We start from the raw sequence: 16951 nt of genomic DNA on the forward strand, positions 1-16951 counted from the left end.
AAATTTGGTACTTGCTTAGTTAATGGGTGAGAAGCGTCATATTTCAAGTCGGTTTTTTAATTATTTTCTTATATTTCAATTATTTAAAAAATAAAGATAGATTATAATTATAATATTTGTGCTGCTCATACATTTTTCAATACCACTTCACAATTTTTTCATGGTGATTATGATATTTATCTAATATTCACTAGATATGACAAAGAAAATATATTCCCCGTAAACGTTCATTATTGTTCTCAAATCATCACATAGGAGTACGCCGAATTTATATCGACTTAATCGGTACATGTTGTGCAAAATCATTCAATATGAATTTATAAGATAAACAATCAATTTTATATTTATTTAAAGAATATAGATAAAACTTATAATAATCACCGTTTTCCATAAACGGATGATTTAATCATTCAGGCATACTTACATGAATCATTTTATAAATCTCTCAGAAAATAAAGTTCATCAAGATAAAATTAAATTTATTTTATCTGAAGCAAAAAAAAATGTAGAAGATCATACACTCCTTTTTGCAGGCTCTTTAAAACCCCAAGATGCGTGGCTTTTGTTCCAATCCCAACAAGCGATCATTATTGATGTCAGAACACATGAAGAGCGAAAATTCGTAGGTTATGTCGAACATTCAGAACATATTCCTTGGCTGACAGGCATCTCACTTGAACGTAACCCAGAGTTTTTAGAGAAGTTACAATCTTTTGTTAATGCATATGACATCATTTTGCTAATGTGCCGTAGTGGAAAGCGCTCTGCGGCAGCAGCAAGTGTTGCGTATAATGCAGGTTTCACGAACGTATACAATATCGATCAAGGTTTTGAAGGTGATTTAGACCCTAACTCACATCGTGGTACTTATAATGGTTGGCGATTTCACAATCTGCCATGGGTACAAGAGTAAAATTGATTTAATGACTTTACATAAAAAAAGCAACCTTAAGGTTGCTTTTTTCAACTCGATAAAATTAAACTTCCGCTTCAATAATTTCAAAATCATGTGTAATTTCAACACCGCCATCTGAAAGCATTTTACTTGCTGAGCAATATTTTTCTGCAGATAATTCAACTGCTTTAGCGACTTGCTTTTCTTTGACTGCTTTTCCTGTAACCACAAAATGCAAATGTATCTTCGTGAAAACCGCAGGAATTGTGTCTGCCCTATCAGCTTTCAACTGACATTGAACACCACTCACATCTTGTCTAGATTTTTTTAATATGGTCACAATATCAAACGAAGCACACCCACCAAGCCCCATTAAAATGAGTTCCATCGGACGTGGACCACGGTTTTCACCACCGTAAGCTTCAGCACCATCCATGATAATTTGGTGACCGCTTTCAGATTTTGCTTCAAAAGCAACATTCTCTAACCAATGTACGCTAGTATGCATTGCAACTACCTAAAAAAAACTATAAATTTACTTAGGACTGTACACTAGCATATATTGAGCTGATAAGGAATTTCACCTCTTATGCTTCACGTGGCAAGTTTATTTAGGTCTAAAGATCTAGTTACTATCCAAATCGGAATTTAAAAAGCATGACTTCTAATTTTTCACAACTTAGTACAGATGCTTTGTCGCCAGGTCAATTACCTGAATCTGTCAAAGCTTTGCTCAAGCGTGCGCACATCAATAGATTTCCAAAACGAACTTCAATTATTGATGCGGGCTCAGAGTCGAAATCTCTGTATCTAATTTTAAAAGGGTCGGTTTCAATTATTTTACGTGAAGATGATGAACGTGAAATTGTGGTAGCCTATTTAAACCCAGGGGACTTTTTTGGAGAGATGGGATTATTTGAAAGTAATCCTCAGCGTACTGCAGAAGTACGTACACGTGATGTATGTGAGATTGCTGAAATTTCATATGCTAACTTCCATGAAGTAAGTAAGCAGTATCCAGATCTTAGCTATGCGGTGTTCGCACAGCTCGTTCGTCGCTTAAAAAATACAACTCGAAAAGTAACTGACCTAGCATTTATTGATGTATCGGGTCGTATTGCACGTTGTTTAATCGACTTGTCAGCTCAACCTGAAGCAATGATTCTTCCAAATGGACGCCAAATTCGTATTACTCGTCAAGAAATTGGTCGTATTGTAGGTTGTTCACGTGAAATGGTTGGTCGTGTTCTTAAAACACTTGAAGAACAAGGCATGATTGAAACTGATGGTAAAGCTATCTTAATTTTTGATTCATCATTAGAAGCAGTAAATTCTGTTGAAGAAGACTTTGACAACAATGATGATGAATAAATTTTCATCTGATCTACATTCAAAAAAGCAAATCTGACGATTTGCTTTTTTATTGCCTTTTTTCTGAAAACTTTCGAATTTATTTTACATACGTTTGGAATCTTAGATTAGGTATGATTTCAATATATCAGCTTAAAAAATACAGCAAGGATGTTTAGCATGAAATTTAATCGACTTGGGCAAACAGATATACACGTTCCCGAAATTTGTTTAGGAACAATGACCTTTGGTGAGCAAAATAGCCAGTCCGAGGCTTTCCAACAACTGGAATATGCACTCGAGCGGGGGTTAAATTTTTGGGATACTGCAGAGATGTACCCAGTACCACCTAAAGTCGAAACTCAAGGCGCGACGGAAGAAATTATCGGCAATTGGATTCAACAGCGTGGCCAACGTGATCAACTTTTTCTTGCTTCCAAAATTGCAGGTCCAGGTCAAGGTGGTAGCAATATTAGAAGCGGTACAACTCGCTATACTGCCAGCGATATTAGCTCAGCCTTAGACTTAAATCTTAAACGCTTAAAAACTGACTATATTGATCTTTATCAGCTGCATTGGCCTCAACGCCCAACCAATATGTTTGGTCAATTGGGTTATACCAATCACCATGCTCACAGTACACTAGATATCACACCACTCGAGGAAACCTTATCTGCCCTTCAAGCGGAAATTAATAAAGGCAGAATTCGTTATATCGGACTCTCCAATGAGACATCATGGGGAACCATGAAATTTTTACATTTAGCAGAAAAGTTAGGGCTGTCTAAATTTGTTTCTGTACAAAACCCCTATAACTTATTAAATCGTACCTATGAAATCGGTATGTCGGAGATTGCTAAATTTGAAGGCATCGGTTTACTGGCCTATTCACCACTCGCTTTTGGCTATTTAACAGGAAAATTTAGACATGGTGCGAGACCTGCAAATGCCAGAGTCACCTTATACTCTAGATTTGCGCGTTATAGTAATCCTGAAAGTGAATGGGCAACTGAACAATACGCACTCTTAGCAGAAAAACATGGACTGACATTAACGCAATTGGCGTTAGCTTTTATTAAACAGCAGTTCTTCGTGACCAGCACAATCATTGGGGCAACTGATTTAAATCAACTCAAAGAAAATATTGATGCTTTTAATGTGTCATTGTCAGAAGAAATACTTCAGGAAATTGAGATCATCCATAAACAACAGCCAAATCCAGCACCTTAAGTGTCTCATAAATTCGATTTCAATACATTTGAATCAAAGCCATACTGTGATAACAATTTACTAAGTTGTGAATATAAAAAAAGGATGCTATCGCATCCTTTTTTAGCTTTATTCTTTTAACGGCGACTTTGGTTATAAATCGCTTGAGCTGCAGGTAAGTTTTTACGCATCGCCTCAATTCGTTGAGCATTTGAAGGGTGTGTTGATAAGAAAGATGCATTACCACCATTACTTGCTTTAGCCATCTTTTCCCATAATGTAATCGCTGCTTGTGGGTTATAACCAGCTCGAGCCATTAACATTAATCCACCCTGATCAGCACGGCTCTCCAAGTTACGTGAATAAGGCAACCCTACACCCAGTTGAGAACCAATTTGTGCAACTGCTGCGCCACCTTGACCTACCCCAGCTGCACTTAAACCAACACCTAAAGCCAAGTCAGTTAAAGCTTGAGCACCCAATTTACTTTTTGCATGCTCTTCCAAAGCATGGATCATTTCATGTCCCATGATGGCCGCAATTTCAGCATCTGTTAAATTTAAACGTTCCACAATACCTGTATAAAAAACAACTTTACCACCTGGCATGACAGAAGCATTTAATTCACTCGATTTAATTACAGATACCTGCCATTGGAATGGCTGACCCGTTTGATTCATTTGATCAGCATATGGACGCAAACGATTGTAGACATTCGTAATACGCTTATAGGTATTTGAGCTTGTATCCAATAAGCCCTTGCTGCGAGCTGTATCAATGGCTTGCGAGTAACTTTGTGCAGCAGCTGCATTTAATGTCGCTGAGTCCGCACCCGCCATATCCGCAAATGTTGTACACCCTGAAATCGAGATCACCGCAGATGCTGTAAGACCGAGCAATAATTTGTTCTTCATTATAATGTTCCAATCTACTTGAAAGTACTTGTTCATAATTATAGACAAACTCAACTAAGCTTAATATCTCATTTTTCTTCACTTTTTTATTTGTTATGTAATTTAGTAAACAAATTGATAGCTGATCCAAAAGACCAAACAAAAAATATTAAGCACGAGATAGGTTTGACTCCACGGTTTTAAACGAGTTTCAAGCTTCTCATCTTTACGTTTAAAAAATAAACAGGTGTTCTGAATTAAAATAATAGGGACCAATATGCAAGCGATCATAATCGACAGCCCAATAAAGACTTGGTAGACCACATCTTCGGCTACTGTTTGAGATCGAATTATCATCATCGCAATCGTGGGTGCCCCCCCCATTGCAAATAACAACGAATAAAACATTGTTCCAGAAATATTTTTATGCATCCTGCACACTCTATTATTTTATACATTCGATTTTAACAATCTCTAAGATTCAGCACAGCCAATTTTTATACAACTTTGGTCGTTGTTTAGATCAAAAAAAGCCCTGTGATATCACAGGGCTTTTTTTAAACTTCTAATTAAGCTTCAAACGGGTGACGAAGAATAATCGTTTCGTCACGGTCTGGACCAGTTGATACGATGTCGATTGGACATTCGATTAACTGCTCAAGGCGCTTAATATAGTTGATTGCTGCTTCTGGCAATTGGTCTAAAGATTTAGCACCAAAAGTAGACTCAGTCCAACCAGGCATTGTTTCGTAAATTGGTTTTAAAGTTTCAAATGCAAGCGCATCAGAAGAACCTACACAACCTGAATCCGCAGCTTCATAACCTACACAGATTTTGATTTCTTCTAAACCATCAAGAACGTCAAGTTTAGTCAAGCAAATACCCGAAAGTGAGTTTACTTCTACTGAACGACGAAGGATTTCAGCATCGAACCAACCACAGCGACGTTGGCGACCAGTAGATGCGCCAAATTCTGAACCTACAGTACCAAGGTGCTTACCAATTGCATCACCAACATCGTTTGCAGCATCATAAACCAACTCAGTTGGGAATGGACCTGCACCTACGCGAGTTGTATAAGCTTTGGTAATACCCAATACATAGTCAAGGTGTAATGGACCAAGACCAGAACCAGAACTCACACCACCAGCAGTCGTATTTGAAGATGTTACGTATGGATAAGTACCATGGTCAACATCAAGAAGTGAGCCTTGAGCACCTTCAAACATGATGTTGTCACCGTTCTTACGATATTTATGCAATTCGCCAGTAACATCAACAACCAGTGGAGCAACAACTTCACGCCATTGATCACATAACACAAGCACGTCTTCAAGCTTAACCGCTTCTACACCGTAGAATTGTGTTAATTGGAAGTTATGGTATTCAAGTAACTCTTCAAGCAATGCTTTAAGATGATCACCACCACGCACTAAATCAGCGACACGAACCGCACGACGTGCAACTTTATCCTCATACGCTGGACCAATACCACGACCTGTTGTACCAATCTTGGCATTCCCACGTTTTTTCTCACGTGCTTGGTCTAATGCAATATGGTTTGGCAAAATTAATGGACAGTTTGGAGAAATACGTAAACGTTCTTTAACTGGCACACCTTGCTCTTCAAGAATCGTCATCTCTTTGATTAACGCTTCAGGAGAAAGCACTACACCGTTACCAATTAAGCAAAGTACGTTTTCACGTAAAATACCAGATGGAATGAGGTGTAAAACAGTTTTCTTACCACCTACGACGAGAGTATGACCTGCATTGTGTCCACCTTGATAGCGAACAACTGCAGCCGCTTGATCTGTGAGCAGGTCAACGATTTTACCTTTACCTTCGTCGCCCCATTGGGTACCAAGTACCACAACATTCTTGCCCATAATAGCCTCATTGCATCATGCTGTTAAAATTGAAGAACATGATTTGAAATTTAGTATTCAAATCAGGTGATTAAATCTGTTCGAGTTTCCACTCACCCGCTTGATTCACCAACTGGTGAGTCGCGTTAGGTACTGAATTCAACTCATCTTGACCAAGCAACTGCACAACGCTTTTGCCTTGATCACGTAATCCTTGAATTGCTTTGACTAGGTCAGCATTATTTCCCTTAGGTGCAACGATCACTTCCAATGCTTTAAATTGACCAGCGCTTAAAGCGTATAAGTCACATGAAAAGCCAGTTGCTGGACGTGCACGACCAAAATGCTCACCAATACCATCATAACGTCCACCTTGAGCTAATGGCGCAGCACGATTTGGTGCATACACTGCATACATTAAACCAGTGTGATAGTGATATGAACGAAGCTCTACTACATCGATACCAATATGCAGATTTGGCCAACGTTGCTGAATCGCATCTTGTGTGCTTTGAACTGCATTAAATGCTTCTTGGAATGCCGAATCTTCTAAGATTTCTTGGCTTAAATGTGATTTTAAAGCGACTAAATCACTTGCATAACGACCAAGAGCATAAAAATCAGATCCGAATTTAAGTTGTTGCGTATATTCAGCAAGTTCTGGCAATGCTTTACGCTGATATAAATCAGATAGATGCGACTCTGTAGCTTTGTTCAATCCTGCATGTTTAACTAAGCTACGGAATAGACCAACGTGTCCAATATCTAAATGGATCGCCTCAGTTACACCTGTATTTTTTAATAATTCCAACATGACATCGATCATTTCGACGTCAGCATCGATACTATCTGAACCAAACAACTCAGCACCGAGCTGTAAAGGCGCACGTGTGGTATTGAAACCTTGTGGTTTGGTATGAAGTACCGTTCCAGCGTAGCAATAGCGTGCAACACCCTCAACTGGATACACGTGTGCATCAATACGCGCCACCTGAGGCGTCATATCTGCACGCACACCAAGTAAACGACCTGAAAGTTGATCGATTACTTTAAATGTGGCTAAGTCTAAATCTTGATTCGATTCTGAAAGAGAAGATAGAGATTCGATGTATTCAATAAATGGCGTGTACACCAATTGATAACCTCGAGCTGCGAGGAAATCTAACGCGGTACGACGCAAAGTTTCAATAACTTGCGCTTGCTCTGGTAATACATCAGCTACACCATCAGGTAATAACCATGTCTCTGAAATGGGCATGTTGTAAACCTAAATTCTGTCAGCGCGGAACAAATCCGCATAAAAAAATCGGGAACACACCCGATTTCTCCTAGTCTATCACGATCAACCCCCATGTGCATCAGACTTTTAAATAATTAAATAGGAATTTTAGATTATTCATAAGCTTCTATTGGTAATTCTGAACGCACTAGCAGTTGATCTATGTTGTAGACTTAAGCCTTTATAAAAGACACAGCATTTCAGTTTCATGACTGATCTGGAAATGAATGACATAAATCCAGTAAACGATTGGTATATCCCCATTCATTATCATACCAAGCATAGACTTTAGCTAGCTTCCCGACCACCATGGTTTGAGTTAAATCAACAATGAGTGAAAATGGAGAATGATTAAAGTCAGATGATACTAAAGGCTCATCTGTTACCGACATAATTTCCGAAAATTGCTCTCGTGCTGCTGAAATTAACGCTTCATTTAACTGATGGTCTGTAATTGGCTGTTGCGCTATAAATGTCAAATCAATAGCTGCCACATTAATGGTAGGAACACGAATTGAGTAACCGTCTATTCGCCCTTCCATTTTTGGCATGACACGTTTGATTGCACCTAGAGCAGATGAAGTCGTTGGAATAATGTTTTGCCCAGATGCCCTCGCACGACGTAAATCGCGGTGAACATGATCTAAAACGGATTGATCCGCTGTAACAGCATGAATTTCTGTCATTAACGCACTTTCTATGCCAAAGGCATCGTCAATAATTTTGACCAGAGGAACCAATGCTTGTGTCGTACATGAAACACTCGAAATAATCTGATCCGTAGTTTTAACCTCTGTATGATTTACCCCGTAGACAATTGCAGCATCAACCGTATCAAAAGGTGCAGCCCCAATTATCACGCGTTGAGCGCCAGCATTGAGATGGCGTGTCGCTTCTGCTCGAGATCTAAATAAACCAGTACACTCTAAAACAACATCAACGTTTAAACGCTTCCATGGTAGTTGATCTGGTTCTGTTTGACAGTGGACTTCAATAGATAATTTTTTTTGATAGGCATAAATATTGAGAAATACTTGCTCTGCCACATAACTCAACTCCACTTCCCCATGAAATCTTCCATGTGTGGTGTCATATTTAAATAAATGAATTAAAGTTTCTACATCAGCCACATCATTAATCGCAACGATTTCAAAATTGAATTGTTTTGGATTTTCAAACCAAGCTCTTAAAACATTTCGCCCGATTCGTCCAAATCCATTAATTGCGATACGCTGCATATGTAACCTTCAACTCTTTAATACAAGTTCTTGAAAGCTCTATGTTAAAGTATTTCTAAAATATACAGTAATAAATAATGGTCTTATGACTACTCAATATTTTTGATTGATCTTCGTACGAGATACACAGCTTAAGCATTTAAGAATCGTCTCAACAACGTTAATGCTTAAAATTCCACCTAAAACCAGAATTAATGAGAATTGTCATTAAAACACTTTAAAATCATTGGTACAGGTGGCAAATTCCGTTATAATTTGGCGTTTTTAAACTTTTAGCCCGGTATGCTGGGGTGAATTTTTTTGTGAATTCGCACATTATTTCCCAGACATATTATTTGCCAATACAGAATTAATGGAGTGACTTGGTTGTGAGTACTCGTTTTATGACATCAGCTGAAATTCGTGAAGCATTTTTGCGTTACTTTGAATCGCAAGGCCACACACGTGTCGCGTCGAGTTCTCTAGTTCCTGCCAACGACCCAACTTTGCTCTTTACAAATGCTGGTATGAACCAGTTCAAAGATTGCTTCTTAGGCCTAGAAAAACGAGATTATGTACGTGCAGTGTCGTCACAAAAATGTGTTCGTGCTGGCGGTAAACATAACGACTTAGATAACGTGGGCTACACAGCTCGTCACCATACGTTTTTTGAAATGTTAGGTAACTTCTCTTTCGGAGATTACTTTAAACGTGACGCGATTAAATTCGCTTGGGATTTCTTAACCAATGAAAAATGGTTAGGTCTACCTAAAGACAAATTATATGCAACGGTTTATCACACTGATGATGAAGCATTCGACATCTGGAACAAAGAAATCGGTCTAGATGAGTCTCGCATTATCCGTATCGGCGACAACAAAGGCGGTCAATACGCTTCAGATAACTTCTGGGCAATGGGTGACACAGGCCCATGTGGTCCATGTTCTGAAATCTTCTTTGACCATGGCGATCACATTTGGGGTGGTTTACCAGGCACACCAGAAGAAGATGGTGACCGTTTCATCGAAATTTGGAACAACGTATTCATGCAGTTTAACCGTACTGCTGATGGCGTACTTCACCCTCTTCCAGCGCCATCTGTAGATACAGGTATGGGCTTAGAGCGTATTTCTGCAGTTTTACAACACGTAAACTCAAACTACGAAATCGACCTATTCCAACATTTGCTTAAAGCTGCAGCTGAAATTATTGGTTTAGATACTGCTGAACTTGAAGCGAAAGCACAAGCTGAAGGCAAACCAGTTGAATACCCTGCGTCTTTAAAAGTAGTTGCAGATCATGCACGTTCATGTTCATTCTTGATTGCTGATGGCGTAAACCCTTCAAACGAAGGCCGTGGTTATGTACTACGTCGTATCATCCGTCGTGCAGTACGTCACGGTAACAAATTGGGTGCGACAGGTTCATTCTTCCACAAAATGTTGAAGCCTTTAATTGAGGTGATGGGCGCTGCCTATCCTGAACTTGAAGCACAACAAGCGCGTATTGAAGCTCAACTTTTAAAAGAAGAAGAGCAATTTGCGAAAACCTTAGAACAAGGTTTGAAATTGCTTGAAGGCGAACTTGCTAACTTAAAAGGTTCTGTAATTCCAGGCGAAGTGGTATTCAAACTTTACGACACGTACGGCTTCCCAACTGACCTTACAGCGGATATCGCACGTGAACGTGATTTAACCATTGACGAAGCTGGTTTTGAAAAAGAAATGGCTGCTCAACGTCAACGTGCACGTGAGGCGGGTAAATTCGCAATCGACTACAACAACGTTGTAAAAGTTGAAGGCGAAACTCAGTTTGACGGCTACGATGCAACTGCCGGTGAAGGTCAAATCATCGCAATCTATAAAGATGGCGAACAAGTTGATGAAGTCGTTGAAGGTGATGAAGCTTTAATCGTTCTAAACCAAACACCTTTCTATGCAGAAAGCGGTGGTCAAATCGGTGATACAGGTATCTTTAAAAACGATACAGGTATTTTCGAAGTTCAAGACACGAAAAAATCTGGTGGTGCGTTCGTTCACCAAGGTATCGTGACCATGGGTAACTTTAAAGTTACTCAAAATGTAGAAGCAACAGTTAAAGCAGACATCCGTGCAGCAACAGCACGTAACCACTCTGCGACTCACCTTCTACATGCTGCACTTCGTCAAATCTTGGGTTCACATGTTCAACAAAAAGGTTCATTGGTTGCTTCTGACGTGTTACGTTTCGACTTTGCCAATGATCAACCCGTGACATTTGAACAGATTCAAGAAATTGAACGTCTGGTAAATGCTGAAGTGATTGCCAACACACTTGTAACAACTGAACTCCTCGACATCGAATCTGCAAAAGCAAAAGGTGCGATGATGTTGTTCGGTGAAAAATACGGTGAAGAAGTTCGCGTACTCTCTATGGGTTCAGTGATCGATGAGAAAAACTTCTCGATCGAACTTTGTGGTGGTATTCACGTTAAACGTACAGGTGACATTGGTCTGTTCAAAATCACTTCTGAAGGTGGTGTTGCTGCAGGTGTACGTCGTATTGAAGCAGTTACAGGTACGAAAGCAATTGAAGTGGCTCAAAAAGCTGATCGTGACATCAACACGATTAATGGCTTATTGAAAGCACAAAAAGATCAAACGATTGAGAAAGTTGAAGCCTTAGCGGACACAGCATCAAGCTTACAAAAGCAACTCGATCAATTGAATCAAAAACTTGCACATTTACAAGCGGGTGAGCTACTTAGCCAAGTTGAGGAAATTGCAGGTCGCAAAACGTTAATCACGACTGTTCAAGGTATGGATGCGAAATCACTTCGCAATCTACACGACGGCGTGAAATCAAAATTAGAAAATGCTGTGATTGTCCTTGCAGGTGTAGAGGGTGACAAGGTGAGCTTGATCGCGTCTGTAGCTAAAGACTTCACAGCTTCTATAAAAGCAGGTGACATCATCAAACACTTAGCAACTGAGCTTGGTGGTAAAGGTGGTGGTAAGCCTGATTTGGCACAAGGTGGCGCGCCACTTAACGAGAAGTTTGCTTCCGTCATGGCAGAATTAACTGCTTGGCTAGCTGCAAAATAAAACTTCACCTTTTGTGTAACTGACCTTGAACAACTCTTCAAGGTCATGGTTTATATGGAACAACTATGGCATTAATCGTTCAAAAATATGGCGGTACTTCAATGGGTACTCCTGAGCGCATTTTAAATGTTGCTCGTCGTGTAAAGCGTTGGCATGATCACGGCCACAAGGTTGTGGTTGTTGTATCAGCAATGAGTGGTGAAACTAATCGCCTACTCGCTTTAGCGAAAGCCATTACCGACACCCCTGACCCACGAGAATTAGACCAAATGGTTTCTACGGGTGAACAGGTAACGATTTCAATGTTAGCAATGGCACTGAATTCTATCGGGGTGGAAGCGAAATCTTTGACTGGACGCCAAGTTGGTATCAAAACTGACAGCTCATTCACAAAAGCTCGTATTGAATCAATTGATACAGATGTCATGACTGAACAATTAGATGCTGGTCGTGTCATCGTTGTTGCAGGTTTCCAAGGTTTTGATGCTAATGGAAACACAACAACTTTGGGTCGTGGTGGTTCTGATACTTCTGGTGTTGCATTAGCAGCAGCACTCAAAGCGGATGAATGCCAAATTTATACAGATGTGGATGGTGTATATACAACAGATCCACGTGTTGCACCAAAAGCGAAGAAAGTTGATCGTATTTCTTTTGAAGAAATGCTTGAAATGGCTTCTCTTGGTTCTAAAGTTTTACAGATCCGTTCTGTTGAGTTCGCGGGTAAATATCAAGTCCCTTTACGCGTACTCTCTAGCTTCGACAATGAAAATGATGGCGCATTTGACGAAGAATTCAAAAACAACGTCGGAACACTTATCACTACTGAATTGGAAGACAACATGGAACAGCCAATTATCTCTGGTATCGCATTTAACCGTGACGAAGCTAAATTAACTATCTTAGGTGTGCCTGATCTTCCTGGTATTGCATCTAAAATTTTAAAACCGATTGGTGATGCAAATATCGAAGTGGATATGATCATCCAAAACGTTGAAGAAGATGGTACAACTGACTTCACATTCACAGTCAATCGTGGCGAACTTGCTAAAGCGAAAAAAATTCTTGAAGAAACTGCTCAAGCAATCGGTGCTCGTGAAGTGGCAACACGTGATGATATTGTAAAAGTATCTATCGTAGGTGTTGGTATGCGCTCTCATGCTGGTGTTGCAAGCAAAATGTTTACTGCACTCGCTGATGAAGGCATCAACATCCTGATGATTTCGACTTCAGAAATCAAAATCTCTGTAATTATTGAAGAAAATTACTTAGAACTTGCAGTTCGCTCTCTTCACACTGCATTTGGTCTTGACCGCGAACATGGCGAATCAAACGCACGTGCTTAATTTTCTACCATGAGTTAGCAGAAACAATGCATACTTGATGAAGAAATATTCAGAGCCACTATAGTTTTTCCTATAGTGGCTCTGTTATATTAGGTCTAGAGGTTTATGGGATAATTTCAATAGTCCTGTGCGAATGGTTAAATTCGTCACATTTTTCTATTAAAATATTTCGTGGTGCCGAGGTTGTTATTTCGCTTTTTGAAAAAACTATCGCAGGTTTAGCGTTTAAGCAAGGAGATAAACATGCTGATTCTCACCCGTCGTGTTGGTGAAACATTAATGATTGGGGATCAAGTCAGTGTCACTGTACTTGGTGTAAAAGGTAACCAAGTGCGAATTGGCGTGAATGCGCCTAAAGAAGTATCTGTACATCGTGAAGAAATCTATCAACGAATTCAGCATGAACGTGCGATGCATGAGCACTTGCAACATCTTGACCAAGATTACCAACCTTCTTACGAAGAAGAGAATTACACTCAGAATGATTTCAATCGTTGATATGAAATGATTTTGTGACTAAAGCGGCTAAATTTAGCCGCTTTAAATTTTTTAAGCTTGTATGCTGTTAAAGTCCCAATGATTTGCGTACTGGACCAAAACTACGTCTGTGCTCTTCAACCACGCCAAACTGCGCAATTGCTTCAAAATGAGCTTTGGTCGGGTAGCCTTTGTGTTTTGCAAAACCAAACTGAGGATATTTAGCATCAAGTTCTAACATTTGATGATCACGTGTCACCTTAGCCAAAATACTGGCAGCAGAAATTTCTGGATGTAATGCATCTCCTCTAACTACAGCATCACAACTCATACTCAATCCTTGCGGAATTTTATTACCATCAACCAATACATGTTGTGGTTGCACACTTAATTGTTCAACGGCACGACGCATTGCCAATAATGAAGCTTGCAATATATTGAGTTCATCAATTTCTTGATGGCTCGCTTCAGCGATAGCCCAAGCTAGTGCTTTTTCTTTAATCTCTATAAATAATTTTTCACGTTTCTTTTCACTGAGTTTTTTAGAATCATTCAATCCAAGAATCGGATTGTTAGGATCCAAAATTACAGCAGCCGCAACGACCGATCCCACAAGTGGACCGCGTCCCGCTTCATCAGCACCAGCAATCAACATCATTTTCCTAATTTTTCCTAAAAAAATAGGCCGATCAAAATCAGCCCATTCATATATCTTTGAAATTAACGTACAGCTTCAGCTACACATTCATTGATGGTTTTAGTCACGATATTACTAACGATTGTTGCTCGTGCAGCTGGATCAATCGCCGCTGTAGCCAAATCAACCGTAGTCACGCTTTGAGGAGCCTTTTCACTTACACATCCACAAATTTCACCTTGGATATTTTCTTTCTGCTCTGCAGTCATTAATTTCGTTGCAGTTTTCCAAGCAGAAATATTGTTCAATTCAGTTGTGCATTTTGCATTGATCGCAATTTTAAGTGCAGCCGAACCTAACTGTTGAGTGGTATTTGCGGCAGGTGATGATGTCCCTGTTGTACCTGTAGCACAAGCCCCGAGCACGAATGTCATTGGTGCGAGTAAAGCGATTAATTTTTTCACAGTGTTGTCCTTATGATCTTACGAATTGAGCTATTTTGCCTAATGTCACATCATGAAGAAATAGATTTTTTGAATTTCCGGACTATATGTTCAGTTATAAGTCGCATTTCGTTGCATATTTTCAACACTGTGTCTCAATTCAATACTTATAAATCATTTATGCTTAAATTATGATATTCAAAATTCAATCATAAGTTTATATCATGAATAATAAATCCAAATATTACACACGCACAGCTCAAGTCTTGCATTGGGTCATGGCGATTATTTTTATCACGGCGTGGACGATCGGCTTTTATAGCGGTAATTTTTTAAGTTATGAAGTAGATGGTAGCTTCAAAGGTGACGTCATCACGCTTCACAAAAATATTGCAACCACCATTATTTTTCTGGTCGTGGTTCGTATCTTTTGGCGCTACACCCATCCTGCTCCCGAGCTACCAGAGACAATGTCTCGCCTCATGAAAAGACTCGCACATTTAGGTCATCTCGGGCTTTATTTTATGCTTCTGGCCTTACCAATTACGGGTTGCTTATGGAGCTGGAGTCTAGGCTACCCTGCACCAGTATTATTCTTATTTGATCTACCTGCTTTAATAGGTGAGAATCCTCAAGTGACTGAAATTGTAAAACCACTACATATTTGGATTTCTTGGGCTGCAGGTTTACTTTTACTCGGACATATTGCTGCGGCATTAAAGCATCACTTTATAGATAAAGATCATGTCTTAGACAGCATGACCAAACAACCTAAAGATTGATTTAGTACGGCTCTAAATTTCTGAGTTAGATTTAGAGCTAATCACACATGCTTTTAGGCTATTCAACATGGCTTTTCGAATGACTTCTTGCTTGATATCTTCGTTAATTGTTGCTTTGGCAAGTTCCTGAGCCGGAATATCTTTTAAAGCATGATTTGATACACAATCACAGGTTTCTAATTTTAATTTCTTTTTGTTTTCTTCATTCATTAAATATGTCGTTATTTTCCATATTTTTGAATGGTCGACTTCACGCTCACATTGATGCTGGATGACAGGCTTTAATACACGCTGTGTCAAAGTCATATTTGCATTCGCGATAACTACAGGCAACGTTAGCAGACTTAGGCAAAGCACAGATTTCAATTTCAACATCACATTTGGCTCTATTGTTTAAAGCATATTAAGCTAAAGGTGGGATTTTGAGCCCCACCTTTCAGTATTTTACATAAACAAGTTTAACTGTTTTAAATTGCGATAATTTTATCTTTCCACTTTTGTTTTTGCACATCAGAAATAAACGATGCTTCAAATGAATTTATAGCGAGTTGCTTTAATTCATGATTTGTTAAATCTAAGGCCTCAGCAATCGCAATAAAGTTATCATTCATATACCCACCGAAATAAGATGGATCATCTGAATTGACGGTTACATGCACACCCTGCTGTAACAAACGGCGAATATTATGATCTGCCATATCATCTACAACACAAAGCTTTAAATTTGATAATGGACAAACCGTTAAAGGCATTTTTTCAGCAATCAAACGCGCCAACAACTTTGGATCTTCTTCAGAGCGTACGCCGTGATCAATACGATTCACTTTAAGCACATCCAAAGCTTCCCAAACATATTCTGCTGGACCTTCTTCACCTGCATGTGCAACCACCAAGAATCCTTCATCACGTGCTTTTGCAAATACCCTTTCAAATTTAGAAGGTGGATGCCCAACTTCACTTGAATCCAACCCTACCCCAATAATTTGGTCTTTGTAAGGTAAAGCTTGTTCAAGTGTTTCAAATGCTGCCTCTTCACTCAAATGACGTAAGAAACACATAATCAAATGCGTTGTGATGCCTAATTTTACCTCAGCATCGTGGCAAGCTCGTTTTAAGCCATTAATTACCGTTTCAAATGACAAACCACGATCCGTATGGGTTTGCGGATCAAAAAACATTTCAGTATGAACCACTCGATCTTCTGCACATTTTTCAAAATATGCCCATGCAAGATCATAAAAATCTTGCTCGTTGATCAATACATTCGCACCTGCATAGTAAATATCTAGAAATGATTGCAGATTGCGAAAATTATAAGCCTGTTTGACTTCTTCAACTGATTGATATGGGATTGCAATTTCATTGCGCTGAGCAATGGCAAACATCAACTCAGGTTCAAATGTCCCTTCAATATGGACATGAAGCTCAGCTTTAGGTAAAGCTTTAATTAACTCAACACGGTTCATTGCTAC

At 39.3% G+C, this 16951-nt stretch carries 17 protein-coding genes; 7 read left to right on the forward strand and 10 right to left on the reverse strand.

Translation table 11 applies throughout. From position 1 onward, the window contains the following. Positions 1–424 precede the first annotated feature (424 nt). Positions 425–913, forward strand: a complete 489-nt coding sequence (locus tag FTV17_RS04485; RefSeq protein ID WP_035265884.1) for a rhodanese-like domain-containing protein — start codon at positions 425–427, stop codon at positions 911–913. Between the two features lie 64 nt (positions 914–977). Here the strand turns inward: FTV17_RS04485 and FTV17_RS04490 are convergent, their stop codons facing one another. Next, on the reverse strand, positions 978–1403 hold the full coding sequence (locus tag FTV17_RS04490; protein ID WP_179998344.1) for an OsmC family protein: 426 nt from the start codon (positions 1401–1403) through the stop codon (positions 978–980). Positions 1404–1552: 149 nt separating this feature from the next. Here FTV17_RS04490 and crp point away from each other — a divergent pair, with 149 nt between their 5' ends. Then, on the forward strand, positions 1553–2266 hold the full coding sequence (crp, locus tag FTV17_RS04495; protein ID WP_035265881.1) for a cAMP-activated global transcriptional regulator CRP: 714 nt from the start codon (positions 1553–1555) through the stop codon (positions 2264–2266). Positions 2267–2425: 159 nt separating this feature from the next. Further along, the gene (locus FTV17_RS04500; RefSeq protein ID WP_179998345.1) at positions 2426–3475 is read left to right on the forward strand and encodes an NADP(H)-dependent aldo-keto reductase; all 1050 of its coding nucleotides are present in this window, start codon (positions 2426–2428) and stop codon (positions 3473–3475) included. 116 nt (positions 3476–3591) lie between these two features. Here the strand turns inward: FTV17_RS04500 and FTV17_RS04505 are convergent, their stop codons facing one another. The 5 genes from FTV17_RS04505 to gap all read right to left on the reverse strand — a co-directional run bounded on the left by FTV17_RS04505 (position 3592) and on the right by gap (position 8732). Next, the gene (locus FTV17_RS04505; protein ID WP_035265878.1) at positions 3592–4368 is read right to left on the reverse strand and encodes a M48 family metallopeptidase; all 777 of its coding nucleotides are present in this window, start codon (positions 4366–4368) and stop codon (positions 3592–3594) included. 102 nt (positions 4369–4470) lie between these two features. Next, positions 4471–4779: a hypothetical protein gene (locus tag FTV17_RS04510; RefSeq protein WP_179998346.1), complete on the reverse strand. Its 309-nt coding sequence runs from the start codon at positions 4777–4779 to the stop codon at positions 4471–4473. Between the two features lie 137 nt (positions 4780–4916). Next, positions 4917–6236 (reverse strand): adenylosuccinate synthase, encoded by a 1320-nt coding sequence (locus FTV17_RS04515; protein ID WP_179998347.1) that lies wholly within the window; start codon positions 6234–6236, stop codon positions 4917–4919. 70 nt (positions 6237–6306) lie between these two features. Next, complete coding sequence (locus tag FTV17_RS04520) at positions 6307–7473, reverse strand: ATP phosphoribosyltransferase regulatory subunit (RefSeq protein ID WP_179998348.1); 1167 nt, start codon at positions 7471–7473, stop codon at positions 6307–6309. 227 nt (positions 7474–7700) lie between these two features. After that, positions 7701–8732, reverse strand: a complete 1032-nt coding sequence (gene gap / locus FTV17_RS04525) for a type I glyceraldehyde-3-phosphate dehydrogenase (protein WP_179998349.1) — start codon at positions 8730–8732, stop codon at positions 7701–7703. 368 nt (positions 8733–9100) lie between these two features. Here gap and alaS point away from each other — a divergent pair, with 368 nt between their 5' ends. The 3 genes from alaS to csrA all read left to right on the forward strand — a co-directional run bounded on the left by alaS (position 9101) and on the right by csrA (position 13638). Next, complete coding sequence (gene alaS / locus FTV17_RS04530; RefSeq protein ID WP_179998350.1) at positions 9101–11794, forward strand: alanine--tRNA ligase; 2694 nt, start codon at positions 9101–9103, stop codon at positions 11792–11794. Positions 11795–11859: 65 nt separating this feature from the next. Beyond that, positions 11860–13140, forward strand: coding sequence for an aspartate kinase (locus FTV17_RS04535; protein ID WP_179998351.1), 1281 nt, complete (start codon positions 11860–11862; stop codon positions 13138–13140). 243 nt (positions 13141–13383) lie between these two features. Next, entirely contained in the window at positions 13384–13638 is a 255-nt protein-coding gene (gene csrA, locus FTV17_RS04540; RefSeq protein WP_035265869.1) for a carbon storage regulator CsrA, read from the forward strand. A gap of 67 nt (positions 13639–13705) precedes the next feature. Here csrA and rnhB read toward each other — a convergent pair whose 3' ends face one another. Together rnhB and FTV17_RS04550 are read right to left on the reverse strand one after the other, a co-directional pair. Next, on the reverse strand, positions 13706–14272 hold the full coding sequence (gene rnhB / locus FTV17_RS04545) for a ribonuclease HII (protein ID WP_179998537.1): 567 nt from the start codon (positions 14270–14272) through the stop codon (positions 13706–13708). Between the two features lie 65 nt (positions 14273–14337). Next, the gene (locus FTV17_RS04550; protein ID WP_179998352.1) at positions 14338–14718 is read right to left on the reverse strand and encodes a hypothetical protein; all 381 of its coding nucleotides are present in this window, start codon (positions 14716–14718) and stop codon (positions 14338–14340) included. Positions 14719–14921: 203 nt separating this feature from the next. Between FTV17_RS04550 and FTV17_RS04555 the strand changes: the two genes are divergently transcribed. Further along, entirely contained in the window at positions 14922–15479 is a 558-nt protein-coding gene (locus FTV17_RS04555) for a cytochrome b (RefSeq protein WP_179998353.1), read from the forward strand. Positions 15480–15491: 12 nt separating this feature from the next. Here FTV17_RS04555 and FTV17_RS04560 read toward each other — a convergent pair whose 3' ends face one another. Both FTV17_RS04560 and FTV17_RS04565 read right to left on the reverse strand, forming a co-directional pair. Then, complete coding sequence (locus FTV17_RS04560) at positions 15492–15854, reverse strand: hypothetical protein (RefSeq protein WP_179998538.1); 363 nt, start codon at positions 15852–15854, stop codon at positions 15492–15494. Between the two features lie 92 nt (positions 15855–15946). Continuing rightward, positions 15947–16945, reverse strand: a complete 999-nt coding sequence (locus FTV17_RS04565; RefSeq protein ID WP_179998354.1) for an adenosine deaminase — start codon at positions 16943–16945, stop codon at positions 15947–15949. Positions 16946–16951: the final 6 nt, after the last annotated feature.

Source organism: Acinetobacter sp. YH12239 (genome assembly GCF_013417635.1).
Lineage (GTDB): Bacteria > Pseudomonadota > Gammaproteobacteria > Pseudomonadales > Moraxellaceae > Acinetobacter.